At 73.7% G+C, this 18,364-nt stretch carries 17 protein-coding genes; 8 read left to right on the forward strand and 9 right to left on the reverse strand.

From position 1 onward, the window contains the following. The first annotated feature begins 1 nt into the window (after position 1). Entirely contained in the window at positions 2-805 is an 804-nt protein-coding gene (locus EUS26_RS14235; protein ID WP_130014493.1) for a transglutaminase-like domain-containing protein, read from the forward strand. A gap of 60 nt (positions 806-865) precedes the next feature. On the opposite strand, the gene EUS26_RS14240 is transcribed toward EUS26_RS14235, so the two are convergent. From EUS26_RS14240 to EUS26_RS14250, 3 genes are read right to left on the reverse strand one after another with little or no spacing between them, the layout of a single operon-like run. Further along, on the reverse strand, positions 866-1,708 hold the full coding sequence (locus EUS26_RS14240) for a transglutaminase family protein (RefSeq protein ID WP_130014494.1): 843 nt from the start codon (positions 1,706-1,708) through the stop codon (positions 866-868). Next, complete coding sequence (locus EUS26_RS14245; protein ID WP_130014495.1) at positions 1,708-2,640, reverse strand: alpha-E domain-containing protein; 933 nt, start codon at positions 2,638-2,640, stop codon at positions 1,708-1,710. Before EUS26_RS14245 ends, EUS26_RS14240 begins: the two co-directional genes overlap by 1 nt. Beyond that, positions 2,634-4,220, reverse strand: a complete 1,587-nt coding sequence (locus EUS26_RS14250; RefSeq protein WP_130014496.1) for a circularly permuted type 2 ATP-grasp protein — start codon at positions 4,218-4,220, stop codon at positions 2,634-2,636. Before EUS26_RS14250 ends, EUS26_RS14245 begins: the two co-directional genes overlap by 7 nt. Positions 4,221-4,303: 83 nt before the next feature. Between EUS26_RS14250 and fbaA the strand changes: the two genes are divergently transcribed. From fbaA to EUS26_RS14280, 6 genes are all read left to right on the forward strand, one after another. Then, positions 4,304-5,332, forward strand: coding sequence for a class II fructose-bisphosphate aldolase (gene fbaA, locus EUS26_RS14255; protein WP_130014497.1), 1,029 nt, complete (start codon positions 4,304-4,306; stop codon positions 5,330-5,332). After that, entirely contained in the window at positions 5,329-5,745 is a 417-nt protein-coding gene (locus tag EUS26_RS14260) for a DUF3151 domain-containing protein (RefSeq protein ID WP_130014498.1), read from the forward strand. The genes fbaA and EUS26_RS14260 overlap by 4 nt, the downstream gene beginning before the upstream one ends. A 167-nt stretch (positions 5,746-5,912) precedes the next feature. After that, positions 5,913-6,881: a helix-turn-helix domain-containing protein gene (locus tag EUS26_RS14265; RefSeq protein ID WP_130014499.1), complete on the forward strand. Its 969-nt coding sequence runs from the start codon at positions 5,913-5,915 to the stop codon at positions 6,879-6,881. A gap of 72 nt (positions 6,882-6,953) precedes the next feature. Beyond that, positions 6,954-8,252 (forward strand): adenylosuccinate synthase, encoded by a 1,299-nt coding sequence (locus tag EUS26_RS14270; protein ID WP_130014500.1) that lies wholly within the window; start codon positions 6,954-6,956, stop codon positions 8,250-8,252. A gap of 68 nt (positions 8,253-8,320) precedes the next feature. Continuing rightward, positions 8,321-8,791, forward strand: a complete 471-nt coding sequence (locus EUS26_RS14275; RefSeq protein WP_130014501.1) for an SRPBCC family protein — start codon at positions 8,321-8,323, stop codon at positions 8,789-8,791. A gap of 190 nt (positions 8,792-8,981) precedes the next feature. Continuing rightward, on the forward strand, positions 8,982-9,629 hold the full coding sequence (locus EUS26_RS14280; protein WP_202865160.1) for a maleylpyruvate isomerase family mycothiol-dependent enzyme: 648 nt from the start codon (positions 8,982-8,984) through the stop codon (positions 9,627-9,629). Between the two features lie 66 nt (positions 9,630-9,695). On the opposite strand, the gene EUS26_RS14285 is transcribed toward EUS26_RS14280, so the two are convergent. From EUS26_RS14285 to EUS26_RS14295, 3 genes are read right to left on the reverse strand one after another with little or no spacing between them, the layout of a single operon-like run. Next, entirely contained in the window at positions 9,696-10,766 is a 1,071-nt protein-coding gene (locus tag EUS26_RS14285; protein WP_130014503.1) for a winged helix DNA-binding domain-containing protein, read from the reverse strand. Then, the gene (locus EUS26_RS14290; protein WP_202865161.1) at positions 10,763-11,485 is read right to left on the reverse strand and encodes a YdeI/OmpD-associated family protein; all 723 of its coding nucleotides are present in this window, start codon (positions 11,483-11,485) and stop codon (positions 10,763-10,765) included. The genes EUS26_RS14285 and EUS26_RS14290 overlap by 4 nt, the downstream gene beginning before the upstream one ends. Before the next feature lies 1 nt (position 11,486). Further along, entirely contained in the window at positions 11,487-12,002 is a 516-nt protein-coding gene (locus EUS26_RS14295) for a pyridoxamine 5'-phosphate oxidase family protein (protein ID WP_130014504.1), read from the reverse strand. A gap of 141 nt (positions 12,003-12,143) precedes the next feature. On the opposite strand from EUS26_RS14295, the gene EUS26_RS14300 reads away from it, so the two are divergent. Next, on the forward strand, positions 12,144-12,575 hold the full coding sequence (locus tag EUS26_RS14300) for a VOC family protein (protein ID WP_130014505.1): 432 nt from the start codon (positions 12,144-12,146) through the stop codon (positions 12,573-12,575). 75 nt (positions 12,576-12,650) lie between these two features. Here the strand turns inward: EUS26_RS14300 and EUS26_RS14305 are convergent, their stop codons facing one another. The 3 genes from EUS26_RS14305 to EUS26_RS14315 are packed head-to-tail and all read right to left on the reverse strand — an operon-like array spanning position 12,651 to position 18,364. Continuing rightward, positions 12,651-13,283, reverse strand: a complete 633-nt coding sequence (locus EUS26_RS14305) for an alpha/beta fold hydrolase (protein ID WP_130014506.1) — start codon at positions 13,281-13,283, stop codon at positions 12,651-12,653. Between the two features lie 57 nt (positions 13,284-13,340). After that, positions 13,341-17,369, reverse strand: coding sequence for a phosphoribosylformylglycinamidine synthase (gene purL, locus EUS26_RS14310; RefSeq protein ID WP_130014507.1), 4,029 nt, complete (start codon positions 17,367-17,369; stop codon positions 13,341-13,343). A gap of 35 nt (positions 17,370-17,404) precedes the next feature. Continuing rightward, positions 17,405-18,364, reverse strand: coding sequence for a phosphoribosylaminoimidazolesuccinocarboxamide synthase (locus tag EUS26_RS14315; protein WP_130014508.1), 960 nt, complete (start codon positions 18,362-18,364; stop codon positions 17,405-17,407).

Below are 18,364 nucleotides of genomic sequence, written 5' to 3' on the forward strand. Positions count from 1 at the left end.
CATGCACCGACACCTCACCGCCGACCTGACCGCCACCGTGACGTCCCCGGTCGAGGCCACCCTGGGGGTGACCGTCGCCGAGCACGTCGACCGCCAGGACGAGACCTTCTCCGTGACCCTCGACGGCCAGGACGTCGAGGTGCAGGACGTGCTGGACGAGGTGTCGGGCACCCGGTGGCACATGATCCGCGACGTGCAGCCCGGCGAGCTGCGGATCAGCTACGCCGTGACGGCCGCCGGTGGCGGCGCCAGCCCGGGGGTCAGCCCGCTCGAGCGCATCCGCTACGTCCGCCCGAGCCGGTACGTCGACCTGGACCGGCTGGAGTCGGTGGCCCGGGCCGAGGTCGGCGAGGTCGTCGGCGAGCAGGGGGTGCTGGACGTGGCCGACTGGGTGCACGAGCACATCCGCTACGTCGTCGGCTCGTCCACCGTGACCGACGGGGCGAGCGACACCTACCTCGCCCGGCGTGGCGTCTGCCGCGACTTCGCGCACCTGACGCTCGCGCTGCTCCGGGCCCGCGGCATACCGGCCCGGCTCGTCGCGTGCTACGCGCCCGGGCTCTCGCCGATGGACTTCCACGCGGTCGTCGAGGCGGCGGTGGAGGACCGCTGGGTCGTGGTCGACCCCACCCGCCTCGCCCCGCGGCCCTCGCTCGTGCGGATCAGCAGCGGCGCCGACGCCAGCGAGACGTCCTTCCTCACCGTCCACTCCGGCGGCCTGAGCTTCGGCACCCTGGAGGTCAGCGCGGTCGCCGACGGCGACCTGCCCGAGGACGACCACCGGAGCACCGTCGCGATCGGCTGACCGCACGGGCCCGGCCGTCCGACCCGTGGGGGTCCACGGGTCGGACGGTTTGCCGTCAGGTCAGGACCGCAGCGCGGTGAGCTCGACCTCGACGAACATCGAGCTGCTCTTGGTGCCGGTGTAGATCCCGCGCAGCGGCGGCACGTCGCCGTACTCCCGGCCGCGGGCCACCTCGACGTGCCGCCCGCCCGGCTGGATGGCGTTGGTCGGGTCCATGCCAACCCACTCCCCGTCCCACCAGCGCACCCACGCGTGCGACTCCCCGGTGTAGGGGGTGCCGATCTCGGGCTCGCGCGCGGGCAGCAGGTAGCCGCTGACGTAGCAGGCGGGGATGCCCACCGAGCGCAGGCAGCCGATGGTGAGGTTCGACATGTCCTGGCAGACGCCGGAGCGGTTCGCCCACGCCTCCGACGCGCGGGTGTGCACGCCGGTCGACCCGGAGACGTACTCCATCTCGTCGTGGATGAGCTCCACGACCTCGCGGGCGCAGTCGCCGGGGGTCCGGCTGCGGCCGGCGATCTCCTCGACCCTGGCCTTGAGCTCGGCGGGCGGCTCGACCATGGGGGAGGTGAGGAGGTACTCGCTGAGGTCGTCGAAGACCTCGGGGTCGCGCACCTCCTCCCAGCTCAGACCGTGCCCGGTGACCTCGGGGCGCTGCACGTCGACCGTGGCCGAGGCGGTGACCGCCATCCGCGGGTGCGGCTCGTGCACCTCGAACTGGGTGACCGTGGTGCCCCAGTAGTCGGTGTAGGTGTTGGTCCACGCCGTGGGCGAGATGTCGACCTTGGTATGCAGCACCGCCTGGTGCAGCGTCGACCGCGGCGACATCCGGGCCTCGTTGAAGGAGTGCGAAGCCATGCCGGCGTACTCGTAGCCGGTGCGGTGCACGACACGCAGCAGCATCAGCGCACCCCCGCCCGCCAGACGGACGCCCCGGCGCCGTCGAAGTAGTGGTCGGACACGGCGTCGTTGACCGCGCTGCAGGTGCGCTGCAGGCGGCTCATCCGTTCGGGCAGGTGGGCCATGGTCTCCTCCAGGGATCCGAACTCGAGCTCAGCGCGGGCGCGGCCCAGCGCCCGCAGCGCCTCACCGGTCAGTCCGGTGCGGCGGCCACCGGTGGTGGCCTCCAGGGCCGCCAGCGCCTCCTCGGCGGCCTGCAGGGACACCAGCACCGAGCGCGGGAACAGGCGGTCCAGCAGCAGGAACTCCGCCGCCTGGGCGTCGGTGGCGGCACCGCGGTAGGTGCGGATGAACGCGTGGTGCGCCCCGCAGGCGCGCAGGGTCTGCGTCCAGGCATACGGGCTGTCGGCGTTGTAGGCGGCCGACTCGATGATCCGCGACGTCATGTCGACCCGCTCGAGCTGGCGCCCCAGCATCATGTACTGCCAGCCCTCGTCGTGGGTCATCGTCGTGTCCGCGATGCCCCCGACGACGGCGCAGCGCTCGCGCACCAGCTGGCAGGCCCGGTGCGCCGGCACGTGCTGCAGGCGGTTGCCGCGCATCATGTTCCACGTGGTGTTGACCGCCTCCCACATCTCCAGCGAGACCGTCTCCCGGGAGCGGCGCGCGCTCTCCCGGGCGCCGTAGAACGCGGCCACCATCGAGGTGAGGGAGGTCTCGTCCCAGCCCAGGAGCTGCAGCACCGTCTGATGGTCCGGGCTGGCCTCGCCGTCGATGCCCATGACCCGCAGCAGCACCTCGCTGGTGGCCTCCTCGTCCACGACCGGGTCCTCGAGCAGGAGGGTGAGGTGCACATCGAGCAGGCGCGAGGTGTCCTCGGCGCGCTCCAGGTAGCGGCCGATCCAGAAGAGCGACTCGGCGATGCGGCTCAGCACCGGGGGCCTCCTTCGTCGGCGGCGGACTGTTGCTGCTGCTGCTCCTGCTCGGCGGGTTCGGCCTCGGAGCGCTTGAGCGCCACCTGCGGGGCGGTCCCGATCTGCACCTGGCGCTGGGCGCGGGGCTCGACCCGGGTGCGCCGGCCGTCCCCGGAGAGCACCCAGGTGTCCTTGGAGCCGCCGCCGCGGCTGGAGTTGACGATGAGCTCGCCCTCTCCCAGCGCGACCCGGGTGAGCCCGCCGGGCAGGACCCACACCTTCTCGCCGTCGTTGATGGCGAACGGCCGGAGGTCGACGTGCCGCGGGCGCAGCCCGTCCTCGACCATCGTCGGCACCGTGGACAGCTGCACGACCGGCTGCGCGATCCAGCCGCGCGGGGCCGCGGTGACGGTCTCGCGCAGCTGGTCCAGCTCGGCCTTGCTCGCCTGTGGGCCGATGACGATGCCCTTGCCGCCGGAGCCGTCGACCGGCTTGAGCACGAGCTCGTCGAGCCGGTCCATGACCTCCTCGCGGTGGGTCGGGTCCTCGAGACGCCAGGTGTCGACGTTGGGCAGGATCGGCTCCTCGCCCAGGTAGTACCGGATGATGTCGGGCACGTAGGAGTACATGAGCTTGTCGTCGGCGACGCCGTTGCCGACGGCGTTGGCGATGGTGACGTTGCCCGCGCGGGCCGCGTTCAGGACGCCCGGGCAGCCGAGCACCGAGTCGTTGCGGAAGGCGACCGGGTCGAGGAAGTCGTCGTCGACCCGGCGGTAGATGACGTGCACCGGCTGCAGCCCGTGGGTGGTGCGCATCATGACGCGCCCGCCCTGGGTGACCAGGTCGCGGCCCTCGACGAGCCGGCAGCCCATGAGCCGGGCGAGCAGCGAGTGCTCGAAGTAGGCCGAGTTGTAGGGGCCCGGGGTGAGCACGACGACCTCGGGGTCGGTGATGCCGGAGGGTGCCGCGGCCCGCAGCGCGCGGAGCAGACGGCTGGGGTATGCCGCGACCGGCCGGATGCGGTGGGTCCCGACCACCTCGGGCAGGGTCGAGGTCATGGCCCGGCGGTTGGTGAGGACGTAGGACACCCCGCTGGGGATGCGCACGTTGTCCTCGAGCACCCGGAACTCACCGGCGTCGTCGCGGATGAGGTCGATGCCCGAGACGTGCACCCGCACCCCGTTGCCGGGCTGGATGTCGAAGGCCACCCGGTGGTAGTGGCTGCTGCTGGTCACGATGTGGCGGGGGATCACCTTGTCCGTGATGATCTGCATCGGGCCGTAGATGTCGGCCAGGAAGGCCTCGAGGGCCGTCACCCGCTGGGCCACCCCCGCCTCCACGTGCGACCAGGTGTCCGCCTCGATGACCCGGGGGACGATGTCCAGCGGGAAGGGTCGTTCCTCGCCCTCGAAGTCGAAGGTGACGCCCTGGTCGTGGTAGCTCTTGCTGACGTACTCCCCACGGTTGCGGACGTCCTCGAGGCCGAAGGTGTCGAACTGCGTGGAGATCTGCTCGTAGCCGGGTCTGACGCCGCCGTCGGTGGTCACCGTCTCGTCGTAGATGGTCGGCGTGGTCGGGTAGTCGGTGAACGCGCCAGTCATACCGCAACCCTAGAGGAGAGCGTGCCGCCGCTGTGGAAGCATGGGTGACGACCTGACGTCACCGCGTCCCGAGGAGGACCACCATGCCCATCGCCACCCCCGAGGTCTACGCCGACATGATCGACCGGGCCAAGGCCGGCAACTTCGCGTACCCGGCCATCAACGTCAGCAGCAGCCAGACTTTCAACGCCGCCATCAAGGGGTTCGCGGACGCCGGGTCGGACGGCATCATCCAGGTCTCGACCGGTGGTGCGGAGTACTGGTCCGGCCAGGGGGTCAAGGACATGGTGACCGGCGCGATGGCGTTCAGCGCCTTCGCCCACGAGGTCGCGAAGAAGTACGACGTCAACATCGCGCTGCACACCGACCACTGCCCCAAGGACAAGCTCGACGGCTTCGTCCGGCCGCTGCTCGCCGCGTCCGTCGAGCGGGTGAAGGAGGGCGGGCTGCCCTACTTCCAGTCGCACATGTGGGACGGCTCCGCGGTGCCGCTGGACGAGAACCTGCAGATCGCCGAGGAGCTGCTCGAGCAGTGCCGCCAGGCCAAGATCATCCTCGAGGTCGAGATCGGTGTTGTCGGCGGCGAGGAGGACGGCGTCGCCAACGAGATCAACGACCAGCTCTACACCACCCCGGAGGACGCGGTGGCCACGATCGAGGCGCTCGGCACCGGTGACCAGGGTCGCTTCCTGGCGGCCCTGACCTTCGGCAACGTGCACGGCGTCTACAAGCCGGGCAACGTCAAGCTGCGCCCGGAGATCCTGCAGACCGCCCAGGAGGCGGCGGCCAAGGCCCTCGGCCGGGACGCCGAGAGCCGCCCGTTCGACCTGGTCTTCCACGGTGGCTCCGGGTCCAGCGCGCAGGAGATCTCCGACGCCGTCGACTACGGCGTGGTCAAGATGAACATCGACACCGACACCCAGTACGCCTTCACCCGCCCGGTCGCCGGCTTCATGCTCAGCAACTACGACGGCGTGCTCAAGGTGGACGGCGAGGTCGGCAACAAGAAGCAGTACGACCCGCGCTCGTGGGGCAAGGTCGCCGAGACGGCGATGTCGGCCCGCGTCGTCGAGGCCTGCGAGCACCTGCGCTCCGCCGGGACCCACCGGTGACCGCGGGGCTGGGGTCCTCCGACCTGCTCGGCATCCCGCCGACCGAGCTGCCCGAGGACCCGGCCGCGCGGGCGCTGGCCGAGGGCGACCCGCGGACGGTGGCGGCGGCATACCCCTCCTCGTGCCTGGCCTGGGCGATGCTCGCCGAGGACGCCCTGCACGAGGGGGACGACGTGTCGGCCTACGCCTTCGCGCGGACCGGTTACCACCGCGGGCTGGACCAGCTGCGCCGGGCCGGATGGCGCGGCCAGGGTCCGGTGCCGTGGGAGCACGAGCCCAACCAGGGCTTCCTGCGCGCCTTGGGCGCGCTGGCCGCGGCGGCGGGACGGATCGGGGAGACCGAGGAGCAGCACCGGTGCACGGAGTTCCTGCGCGCCTCGTCGGCCACTGCGGCCCGCGAGCTCGGCTGCTGAACCCCTGGTTGCGGGCGGCGCCCGGGTCCGTGACCTCCCCGGGTGCCGCCCGCTCCCCATGAGTCGGAGCGATCGCGTCCCCTGACGTGCGGTCCGACCAGGACATCCAAGCACGAGATGGGGATGCGGGCTGGCCCAACGGTGCCAGTGGCCGTAACCTGCCACAGGTGAATGCTCAACCGTCAGGGGTGGGTCTCTCGCCGGAGGCCGAGCAGCTCTACCGCCACGTCCTGCGCTCGCCGGCGGCCACCCTGCCCGAGCACGCCGAGGCCCTCGGCTGGAGGATCCAGCAGGCCCAATGTGTCATGGGCGACCTCGAGCGGCTGCGGCTCGCCCGTCGCGTCGTGGACGGGGCGGTGGAGGCGGACGACCCCCGGGCCGGCGTCGGGCGCCTGCTCGACGCTGAGGAGACCGACCTGGACGAGCGCCGGCGCCGGCTGCTCGACCTGCGGGAGTCCCTGGAGAGCTTCGAGTCCGACTACCGTCGCGGGCTGCAGCTCTCCGGACCCCGGGTGCCGCCGTGGGAGCAGGTGGCGCCCTCGGAGGTCGCGGCCGTCGTCGAGCACCTGTCCAGGACCTCGCGCGGAGCCATCCTGCAGGCGACCACCCGGGTGGGTCCGTCGGACGAGGACCTGGTGCGTCAGCACCGCGAGGGGGCGACGAGCGGTCGACGTGACCTGCGGTCCATCCTCCCGCTGTCGGTGCTGGCCGACCCGCGGTGGCGTCCGGTCGCCCAGCGGCGCGCCGGGTCCGGTGAGCAGCAGCGCTACCTGGCCGACGAGGCGATGACCGTGGAGTTCAGCATCTTCGGCAGGTCCGGGGTGCTGCTGCGGGAGGCCGGCGAGGACCCCGACCACCTCCTGCTGCGGTCGCCGGTCGTCATCGACGCCTTCGTCGCGCTCTTCGACGAGCTGTGGCGGCGGGCCGAGCCGGTGCTGTCCCGGGACGCCTCGGCGCAGGACGTCAAGCTGCTCGAGCTGCTGTCCCTGGGTTTCAAGGACGAGGCGATCGCCCGCCAGCTGGGCCTGGGGCTGCGCACCGTGCGCCGCCGCATCGCGGGGCTGATGGACGAGCACGGGGCGGACACCCGCTTCCAGCTGGGGGCCGCCGTCAGCCGCCGCGGGCTCCTCGGCTGACGCGTGGTCCGCCCCGGGCCCGGACGCCGATAGGGTGAGGCGTCCGCAGCCCCGAGAGGAAGGCGTCCAGCCATGCCAGCGATCGTCCTGGTCGGCACCCAGTGGGGTGACGAGGGAAAGGGCAAGGCGACCGACCTGCTGGGCTCCGAGATCGACTACGTCGTGAAGTTCAACGGGGGCAACAACGCCGGGCACACGGTCGTCATCGGTGACCAGAAGTACGCCCTGCACCTGCTGCCCAGCGGCATCCTCTCGCCCGGGTGCACCCCGGTCATCGGCAACGGTGTCGTCGTCGACCTCGGCGTCCTCATCGAGGAGCTGGACGGGCTGGAGGCGCGGGGCATCGACACCTCGCTGCTGCGCATCAGCGCGAGCGCCCACGTCATACCGCCCTACAACCGGGTCCTCGACAAGGTGACCGAGCGCTTCCTCGGCAAGCGGCGGATCGGCACGACCGGACGCGGCATCGGCCCCACCTACGCCGACAAGATGAGCCGGGTCGGCATCCGGGTGCAGGACCTGTACGACGAGTCGATCCTGCGGCAGAAGGTCGAGGCGGCCCTGGAGACCAAGAACCAGATGCTGCTCAAGATCTACAACCGCCGCGCGGTCGAGGTCGACGAGGTGATGGACGAGCTGCTGCGGCACGCGGAGCGCATCCGCCCGATGGTGACCGACACGGTCCTGGAGCTGGGGCAGGCGCTCGACCAGGGGCGGACCGTGCTCTTCGAGGCCGGGCAGGCCACGCTGCTCGACGTCGACCACGGCACCTACCCCTTCGTGACCTCCTCCAACGCCACGGCCGGTGGCGCCTGCACTGGGTCCGGGGTGCCGCCCACCCGCATCGACCGGGTGGTCGGGGTGTTCAAGGCCTACACGACCCGGGTCGGCGAGGGTCCCTTCCCCACCGAGCTGGAGGACGAGCACGGCGAGCACCTGCGCACCGTGGGCGCGGAGTTCGGCACGACGACGGGCCGGCCGCGGCGGTGCGGCTGGGCGGACGTCGTCATCGGGCGCTACGCCCGGCGGGTCAACGGCCTCACCGACCTCGTGCTCACCAAGCTCGACGTCCTCACCGGGCTGGACACCATCCCCGTCTGCGTCGCCTACGACGTGCAGGGGGAGCGCGTCGAGGAGATGCCGGTCAACCAGTCCGACGTCCACCACGCCCGGCCGGTCTACGAGGAACTGCCCGGCTGGAGCGAGGACATCACCGGGGCTCGCGAGTTCGCCGACCTCCCGGAGGCGGCGCAGCGCTACGTCGAGCGTCTCGAGGAGCTCATCGGCACGCGCATCTCGGTCATCGGCATCGGGCCCGGGCGCGACGAGGTCATCGTCCGGCACGACCTGCTGGGGCGTGACGAGGCCTGATCCGCGCCGACCGGGGGCTGCCCGGGCGGGCGGCGCAGGTCCGCGGCGGCGAGGTCTAGATTGACCTCATGGACGTCACCGTGGCCACGATCTTCGACGCGCCACGAGCGCTCGTGGCGGCGGTCTCGGGCGACCCGGACCAGGCGATGCGGTGGTACGCCAACATCCGGTCGGTCCGCTGGCGGGGGCCGGCCGAGGTGGTCGAGGGGGCCCGTATCGACTTCGTGGCCCGCTTCCTCGGGCGGCAGCTGGCCTACACCTACGTCATCGTCGACCTGGTGCCGCAGGAGCGGATGGTCATGCGCACCGAGGACGGGCCGTTCCCGATGGAGACGACCTACACCTGGTGGGACGAGGAACCGGGCGGGACGGGCCGGCCCCGCACGGGCATGAGCGTCCGCAACGCCGGTCGGCCGTCGGCGATGACCACCCTGGCCTCCGGCGCGGTCACCCTCGGCATGAAGCGCGCCATGCGCCGCGACCTGGAGCGGCTGCGCCTGGTCCTGCGTGAGGAGCAGGACGCGCAGGCCACCGGTTAGCCCCTCCCGCCACCTCGCGCCACCTCGCGCGTCCCCCCTCCCCCCACCTCGCGCGTGCCCCCTCCCGTCACCCCACCTCACAGGACGCGTGTTCCGGCCGCACAGGACGCGTGTTCCGGCGGCACCGGACGCGTGTCGGGCCAGCACCGGGCGCGAGCGCTGTCGCAGACTGGTCGACGACCGAGGAGGTATGCCGGTGTCCGACCCGACGACGAAGGACCTCTGGGCGGCGGTCCACGCGGAACGGGCCGCGCTCGCCGCCCGGCTCGACGAGCTCACCCCCGAGCAGTGGGAGGCACCGAGCCTGTGCGGCCGGTGGGGCGTGCGCGAGGTGGTGGCCCACCTGACGGCGGCCGCCAGCGTCGGGCGGGCGCGATGGCTGCTCAGCGTGCTGGGCGCCCGCCTGGACTTCGACCTGCACAACCAGCGCCGTCTCGAGGAGCACCTCGGCGCCACGCCGCAGGACACGCTGGCCGGTTTCCGGGAGGTCGTCACGAGCACCACGGCTGCCTCCGGGCACACGCCGGCGTGGCTGGGGGAGGTCGTCGTCCACGGCCAGGACATCCTCCGCCCGCTCGGGCTGCCGGGCGCGACACCGCCGGAGCGGGCGGAGCTGGTGGCGCGCTTCTTCGTCTCGCGGGACTTCACCGTGCCCAGCCGCACCACGGCCGCCGGTCTACGGATCCGGGCCGACGACAGCGACCTGGACGTCGGCAGCGGCCCCGAGGTCGCCGGTGCCACGGTGGCGCTCACCATGGTGCTGGCCGGTCGCGAGGCGTTCCTCGCCGACGTCACCGGCCCCGGCGTCGCCATCCTCGCCGAGCGCATAGGGACGTAGGCGACGACCCGTGCCGTCGGCTGGGAGCCCCGGCGGCGACCTCGACGCACGGCTGCGCCGTGGTGGTCAGGCCGGCAGGTCCCTGGTCAATCGGGGCAGGGCGCGGTCGACCGGCCCGGGCAGGGCGTCGCCGAAGGGCTCGACCACCACGGGCTCACCGGCCCGGGCGGGCCGACGCCAGGTGCCCACCGCCCTGCCCGCCCGCACGACGGTCGGCCGGAACACCCCGTTGCCGCCCGGGACGACGGCCGCCTCCTCGTCCCGGCTGAGAACGGCGCGGCGGTTGCCGTAGCCCAGCACCAGCTCGTCGAAGCCCGGGAGCAGCAGTGGGGCCGAGGTCGCCCGCCGTGCCCCGGCATACCTCTCCACCACGACGGGATCGACCCAGTGCTCGACCCCGTCGACGTCGACGACCTCGAGCCGGGCCCGCGCGATCTCCAGCACCGGCGCGAGGTCGCGCCGGAGCAGCTTGGTCCACCAGAGGAAGTCGGCGGCCGGCACCGGGCCGTGGCTGGAGACGTAGCGGACGAACCACTCGAGGACGGCAGCCTCGGGCTCGGGCCTGCGCGAGGAGGTGATCCACTCCTCGCGGAGGACGAAGCGCTGCTCGCGACCCTCTGTCGGCCCGAGGCACAGCACGCCCCGCACCGCGAGGTGGAAGATGGAGTGGTAGCCACGGCCGGGGTCGGTGCGGTGCCCCGCCTCCTCCCAGGCCGCCAGCAGCGCGGTACGGGTGAGCCCGGGCCCGGTCAGCACGGACCGGGCGACCTCCTCGGCCCGGGTGAGGGCCGCGTCGTCCAGACCCAGCTGCTCGCGGCGGCGCGTGGTCTCGCGCAGGACCTTGGTCGAGGTGAGGTCCAGCATCCACCCGAGGTCCTCGGCCGGGACGACGAACAGCGTGCCCCGCATCGGCCAGCTGCGCACCACCTCACCGGCGTCGTAGGCGGCCCGCACCTCGGACAGTCGTCGCGACCGGGTGCGCAGCGCGATCGAGGCGGTCGAACCGGGGAGGTCCTGCCCCTGGACGCAGGTGAGGTGACGCACGACGTCCCCGGGCGTCGCGAGCGGCTCGACCAGGCGTTGCGAGAGCAGCCGCATCCGGGCGACGTCGTCCGGTGTCCAGCGACGCGGGCTCACGGTCCCTGCCGGTCCTGTGCGTCCGACGCCTGCCGGTCCGTCGCCGGCCGGTCCGTCGTCGGCCCCTCCGTCGCCTGCTCGGCCGCGGTGGCGGCCCGCGCGAGCCAGGCGGGAGTGCTGCCGTACCGCTGCGGCGGAACGAGCCGGCCGGCCGCGCAGTCCTCGAGGAGCTGCTGCATCCGGCTCGCCCGGGTGGCCTCGCGCTTCGCGCTGGTCACCCATCCGGTCACCGTCCTGCGGTAGCTCGGCGTGGCGGCCTCCCAGAAGGCCCACGCCGCAGGGCTGGCCCGCAGCGACTGCTCCTGCGCGGCGTCGAAGGCGTCCGGGGGCCGCTCGAAGGAGTAGACGGCGGTGCGCTCGGCGGTCCGCGCCTCGAAGGCCGCGATGCCGGCAGGGTGCATCCGTCCCTCGGCGAGCAACCGCTCGACGTGCGCGACGTTGACCGCGCTCCAGATGCTGCCGCGCCGGCGCGGCGTCCAGCGCTGCCGGCGGCTGTCGTCGTCGATGCGCTGGCTCACCGAGTCGATCCACCCGAAGCACAGCGCCTCCGGCACCGCCTCGGCCCACGTCAGTCCCTGTGGCTGCACGTGCTTCTTGTGCAGACCCATCCAGAGCTCGTCGGCGGTCGCGTGGTGCTCCTCCAGCCAGGCTCGGAAGTCCTCCGGGCCGTCGAAGAACCGCGCCGGTCGCTCCGGTGTCCCGCCCTCCCGCCCGGCCACCTCAGCCCCCGAAGGTGAAGCGCGTGCAGTCGGTCGGGAAGCTGGTCCACGCGAGCACCCGCCGGGGCGTGACGACCCGGAGCCCGCCGCCGTCCTCGCCGGACCAGGAGTCGGCGCCGGGGGAGTAGCCGGCGTCGGCGTACTTGGTGAACGCCGTGGCCAGCCGGGCGCCCAGCGGCTCCGGGTCGGCCCGGGTCGCCCGCGACGTGCCCTCGACGATGACGACCTCGGTGCCGCTCTCGAGGGTCAGGGTGACCGCCGGGTTGGCCTCGACGTTGCGGGTGTGCCGGGTCGTGGGGGCGCCGTCGTACCAGAACCGGCCGTCCAGCCACACGCCCCAGCGCGGCACCGAGTGCGGTCGGCCGTCGGGTCGCACACTGGCCAGCCAGTAGTGCTGGGCCTCCCGCAGCCGCTGCTCCACGTCCTCCCAGGCCAGGGTGCCCTCCGTGCCGTCCGGCAGGCCGTACCCCTCCGGCAGGGTCGGGCGGTCGGTGCGCGGGCTGCTCGTCGGCGGCATACCGGCACCGTAGACCGTGGGACCGACACACCGCGACGCCCAGCAGGCCGGTCGGGGTGGGCACCCTGGACCCGGGACCGCTGCCGCCCGGCCTCCGGGCAGGGGGTTGCCGACACGGCCCGGCGCTGCCAGCCTGGGCGCATGAGCGGCGTCCAGGTCTCGCCCAAGCTCGTCGTCCGGGGTGCCGACGCGGCCATCGCGTTCTACCGGGCCGTGCTGGGTGCCCGCCCGCGCTCGAGGTATGCCGTCGGCGACACCGTGGTCTTCGCTTCGCTGGACCTGCCGCGCGGTGCCCAGCTGCAGGTGAAGGAGGCCGACGACACCGACCCGGCCCCTCCGGGGGGTGGCGGGGGCGTGGTCCTGGACGTCCTCACCGACGACCCGGACGCGGTGATGCAGCGGGCCCTGGCGCAGGGGGCGTCGGAGGTCTTCCCGGTGGCGGACCAGCCCTACGGCGCGCGGCAGGGCCGGTTCCGGGACCCGTTCGGCCACCAGTGGATCGTCGGGACCCCGGTCGCGATGACCGACGACGAGGTGCAGGCCGCGCTCGACGCCTGGGCACGGCACACCTGAGCCACCGGGGCGGGGTCGTGCTCGGGACGAGGCGCTGGGGGCGCGACGGCCCTGATGGCTCTCCCGCTCCGGGCCCTACCTGCGCTGCAGGGCCGCCGCCAGCTCCTGCGGTCGGCTCAGCGCCGCCATGTGCCCGCCGGGCACCACCGTGACCCCGAGCCCGAGGCGCTCGCGGGCCAGGCGGCGTTGGAAGGACACCGGGAAGAGGCGGTCCTCGGCGCCGGCGACCACCTCCGTCGGCACCTCCGGCCACGCCGTCAGCGGCCACGGCTCGGTGAACGGCGTCTCGCTCTGCCGCGCGTCCGGCCGGGCCAGGGCCTCGGCCCGCAGGTCCGGCGGCAGGTCGTGGTAGAAGTGCTGGACCTCGTCGAACTCGCCGATGTCGACGCTCGAGTGACCGGAGCCCTCCCACCACTGCGCGCCGCTCTCGCCCGGCGCCGGGATCATCGCGTTGAGCAGCACGAGCCGACGGACGTCCAGCCGCTCGCAGACCAGAGGCGCCGTCAGCCCGCCCATCGAGTGGCCGACGACGACGACCGGCCCGGGGTCCGGGCCTGCCGCGGCGGTGACGGCGTCCGCATACGCGCGCAGACCGGCCCTGTCGTCGCCCGCGGGGAGCTCGACGGCCACGGCGTCGTCCAGCAGCGGGACGAGGCGGTGCCAGTCCCAGGCCTGTCCTCCGGCCCCGGGCACGAGGAGGTGTCTCATGTCAGGTCCGACCGACCGACCCCGCCGCACTCATCGCCGACCCGCGGGCCCGGGGCGCTACCCGACCCAGACCCGGGCGTTGCGGAACATCCGCAACCAGGGGCTCTCCTGTTCCGCCGGGCCGCTGGTCCACGACAGCTGCGCGTTGCGCGCGACCCGCTCCGGGTGCGGCATCATCGCGGTGAACCGCCCGTCCGGGGTGGTCACCGCGGTGAGGCCGCCGGGGGAGCCGTTCGGGTTCTGCGGGTATGCCGTCGCCGCCTCTCCCCACCCGTCGACGTAGCGCACCGCGGCGAGATCGGCGACGGCGGCCTCGTCGCCCTGCCGGGAGAAGTCGGCCCGGCCCTCGCCGTGCGCCACGGCGATCGGCAGCCGGGACCCCGCCATGCCGGCGAAGAACAGCGAGGGGCTGTCGAGCACCTCGACCTGCGAGAGCCGGGCCTCGTACTGCTCGCTGCGGTTGCGCACGAAGCGCGGCCACGCCGACGCCCCGGGGATCAGCCCGGTCAGCGCCGCGAACATCTGGCACCCGTTGCACAGGCCCAGCGCGAAGGTGTCGGGTCGGGCGAAGAAGCCCGCGAAGGCTTCGGTGAGGCCGGGGTTGAACAGGACCGACCTGGCCCAGCCCTCGCCGGCCCCCAGGGTGTCGCCGTAGGAGAACCCGCCCGCCGCCACCAGCCCGACCAGTCCGGGGTCGGACAGGTCGACCCGGCCCGCCTGCAGGTCGGTCATGTGCACGTCCAGCGCGTCGAAACCGGCCCGGTGGAAGGCGTACGCGGTCTCCACGTGGCTGTTGACCCCCTGCTCGCGCAGGACGGCCACCCGGGGCCGGACCCCGCGCGAGACGTAGGGGGCGGCGACGTCGTCGGCCGGGTCGAAGGACGGCGCCACGACCAGACCGGGCTCGTCGCGCCCCACGGCGGCGTGCTCCTCGTCGGCGCAGGCCGGGTTGTCGCGCAGCGACGCGATCCGCCACGACACCTCGTCCCACGCCTGCGCCAGCTCCGTGAGCTCCTCGTCGAGCAGGACGTCCCCGGCGCGCACCCGCACCCGGCGCCCCGCCGTCGAGCCGCCCAGCACACTCGCGTGGTCGAGCAGGCCGTGGGCGCCCAGCACCGTCTGGGCCTCGTCCACCCGACCGGCCGGCACCTCGAGCACCACGCCCAGCTCCTCGGTGAAGAGCGCGGGCAGCGCGCCGGCCGGCACGACCACGTCGAGCCCGACGCCCCCGGCGAGGGCCATCTCGACCAGCGCCGTCCAGAGGCCGCCGTCCGAGCGGTCGTGGTATGCCGTGACGAGCCCCCGCGCCCGCAGCTCGGCCAGTGCCGCGGCGAGCCCGGTGAGGCGCGCCGGGTCGTCGAGGTCCGGGACCGTCCCGCCGAACTCCCCGCGCACCTGGGCCAGGACGGAGCCGCCCAGCCGGTGCCGACCGCCCCCGAGGTCGACGAGCAGCAGCGCGGACCCCTCGTGCAGCTGCGGCGTCAGGGTGCCGCGTACGTCGGGCAGCGAGGCGAAGGCCGAGACGACGAGGGAGACGGGGGAGGTGACCTGCTGCTGGGTGCCGTCCTCGTCGGTCCACCGGGTCCGCATCGACAGCGAGTCCTTGCCGACCGGCACCGAGACGCCCAGCGCCGGGCACAGCTCCATCCCGACGGCCCGCACGGTGTCGTGCAGCGCGGCGTCCTCGCCGGGCTCCCCGCAGGCCGCCATCCAGTTGCAGGACAGCTTGATCCCCGACAGGGGTGAGCCGTCCTCGAGGGGTGCGACCGGGGCGGCGAGCAGGTTGGTCAGCGCCTCGCCGACGGCCATCCGCCCGGACGCGGGCGCGTCGACGGCCGCGAGGGGCATGCGCTCGCCGGTGGCCATGGCCTGGCCGGCGAGCCCGACGTGGTCGGACAGCGTGACCGCGACGTCGGCGACCGGCACCTGCCACGGCCCGACCATCTGGTCCCGGTGGGTGAGGCCACCGACGGTGCGGTCGCCGATGGTGATGAGGAAGCGCTTGGAGGCGACGCTGGGGTGGCGCAGGACCGCGTAGGCCGCCTCCCGCACGGCGGTGGCGTCCCACCCGCCCAGGTCGAGCTCGGCGGTCCGCCGCACCACGCGGTGCACGTCCCGGGTCATCCGCGGCGGCTTGCCCAGCAGCACCCCCATGGGCATGTCCACCGGGTCGTCGGCGCTCGGGCCGGAGGCGTCGTCGGTGACGGCTCCCGACGCCGCGTCCACGGAGGCCACCGGCCCCTCGAGCTGCTCCCGCCCGTGGACGACCACGAGCTGGGTGTCGGCCTGCGCGGCACCGACGACGGCGTAGGGGCAGCGCTCGCGCTCGCAGAGGGCCGCGAAGTCCTCCAGCGAGGACGGCGCGATCGCCAGGACGTAGCGCTCCTGGCTCTCGTTGGACCAGATCTCCTTGGGCGACAGACCGGACTCGGCCAGCGGCACGGCGGACAGGTCGAAGCGGGCGCCGAGCCCGGCGTCGTCGACCAGCTCGGGGAAGGCGTTGGAGAGCCCGCCCGCACCCACGTCGTGGATCGCGAGCACCGGGTTGTCGGCGCCACGCGACCAGCAGTGGTTGATCACCTCCTGCGCCCGCCGCTGCATCTCCGGGTTGCCGCGCTGCACCGAGTCGAAGTCGAGCTCGGCGGCGTTGGTGCCGGCCGCCATCGAGCTGGCCGCGCCACCGCCCATCCCGATGCGCATGCCCGGCCCGCCGAGCTGCACGAGCAGCGTCCCGGCCGGGAAGCGGACCTTCTCGGTCTGGTCGGCGCTGATGGACCCGAGCCCGCCGGCGCTCATGACCGGCTTGTGGAAGCCGCGGCGCACCCCGTCCACGGTCTGCTCGTAGACCCGGAAGAACCCCCCGAGACCGGGCCGGCCGAACTCGTTGTTGAAGGCCGCCGCGCCCAGCGGCCCGTCGACCATGATGTCCAGGGGGGTCGCGAGGTGGTCGGGGGCGCCCGGTCCGGGATCGGCTGTCTCCCAGGGCTCCTCGGTGCCCGGCAGGTGCAGGTGCGAGACCGCGAAGCCGGTCAGGCCGGCCTTCGGCGCGCTGCCGCGACCGGTGGCGCCCTCGTCGCGGATCTCCCCGCCCGCACCGGTCGCGGCGCCGGGGAAGGGGGAGATCGCGGTGGGGTGGTTGTGCGTCTCCACCTTCATGAGGACGTGGACGGTGTCCTCGCGCACGGCATACCGCTCCCCGTGGCCCGCGCCGTCACCCTCGGGGAGGAAGCGCGCGACCCGCCCGCCCTCCATGACCGAGGCGTTGTCCTTGTAGGCCACGACGGTGCCCCGGCCGGCGACGGCCTCGGTGTGCCGGATCATCCCGAAGAGGCTGTGCTCCTGGACCTCGCCGTCGATGACGAAGTCGGCGTTGAAGATCTTGTGCCGGCAGTGCTCGGAGTTGGCCTGCGCGAACATCGTCAGCTCGACGTCGGTCGGGTTGCGGCGCAACGTGGTGAAGGACTCCACGAGGTAGTCGATCTCGTCCGCGGAGAGCGCCAGCCCGAAGGCGGTGTCGGCCTCCTCCAGCGCCTGCCGGCCGCGCCCGAGCACGTCGACCCGCTCCAGCGGGGCGGCCTCCCGCTCGGCGAAGAGCAGCGCGGTGGCCTCCCGCGTCGGGAGCGCGGACTCGGTCATCCGGTCGTGCAGGAGCTGCGCGCAGGCCGTCCACGTCGGCTCGTCCAGCGGCCCGTCCTCGGTGCTGAGGTGGAACTCGGTCACCCGCTCCACGCGGCGCACCCGCAGGCCGCAGTTGTGCAGGATGTCGGTTGCCTTGCTCGACCACGGCGAGATGGTGCCGAGCCGGGGGGTGACGACGACCAGCGAGGTATGCCGCTCCTCACCGGCCCCGTCGTCGGCGCCCTCGTCGCCCGGCCAGGGCTCGCCGTGGTCGAGGATGGCGCGCAGCGCCTCCTGCTCCTCCGGGCCCGGCCCGTGGTCGGTCGCGACGACGTGGACGTGGCGGGCCGTGACCGCGTCGACCTGGGGCGCCACCTGGCGCAGCCGGCGCAGCAGGCCCTCGGCGCGGAAGGCGGAGAGGGCGGACCCGCCCGGCACGGTGGTGAGGACGAGGTCGGGGGCGGCCATGTCGGTGCGGGCTCCTGGCGGGTGGGGGCGGCCGGTCAGGCCGTGGGGTGGAAGGTCTGGCCGGTGAGGGCCTCGTAGGCCTCGACGTAGCGGGACCGGGTGAGGTCCACGACGTCCGGCGGGAGCGCGGGGGGAGGGGTGTCGGACGCGCGGTCCCAGCCGCTGGCCGGGGAGGTGAGCCAGTCGCGCAGCACCTGCTTGTCGTAGGACGTCTGCGGCCGCCCCGGCTCCCAGTCCCGCGCGCGCCAGAAGCGGGAGGAGTCCGGGGTGAGCACCTCGTCGGCCAGACGGACCTCCGCACGGTCCGGGTCCACGGCCCGCCAGTCGGTGCGGCCGTCGGGGCCGGGCGGCGGGAGGTCGGCGGGGTCGACGCCGAACTCGACCTTGGTGTCGGCGATGAGGATGCCGCGGCCCGAGGCGATCTCGTCGCCGCGCGCCAGGATGGCCACGGTGAGGTCGCGCACCCGCTCGGCCAGGGCGGGGCCGACGAGGTCGCGGACTCGGTCGAGGCTGATGGGCTGGTCGTGCTCGCCCTGCGGGGCCTTCGTGCTGGGGGTGAAGACCGGCTCGGGCAGCCGTGAGCCGTCGACGAGGCCCTCGGGCAGCCGCACCCCGGAGACGGTCCCCGTCGCGGCGTACTCCGCCAGGCCGCCGCCGGTCAGGTAGGCCCGGGCGACGCACTCGACCGGCAGCATGGTCAGCCGACGCACGTAGACCGCCCGGCCCCGGACCTCGTCCGGCACGTCGGTGGAGACGACGTGGTGCGGCACGAGGTCGGCCAGCTGGTCGAACCACCACAGCGACATCCGGGTGAGGATCGCGCCCTTGTCCGGGACGGGCGTGCGCAGCACGTGGTCGTAGGCGCTGATGCGGTCGGAGGCGACCAGGAGCAGCCGGGTGTCGTCCCGCTCGCCGGTCCGTGGGTCGGACGGGACGTAGAGCCCGCGGACCTTGCCGGAGTAGAGGAGCTCGTGCCCGGGGACGGTCAGGGTCAT

The sequence above is a fragment of the Serinicoccus sediminis genome, assembly GCF_004153545.1.
GTDB classification, from domain to species: domain Bacteria; phylum Actinomycetota; class Actinomycetes; order Actinomycetales; family Dermatophilaceae; genus Ornithinicoccus; species Ornithinicoccus sediminis_A.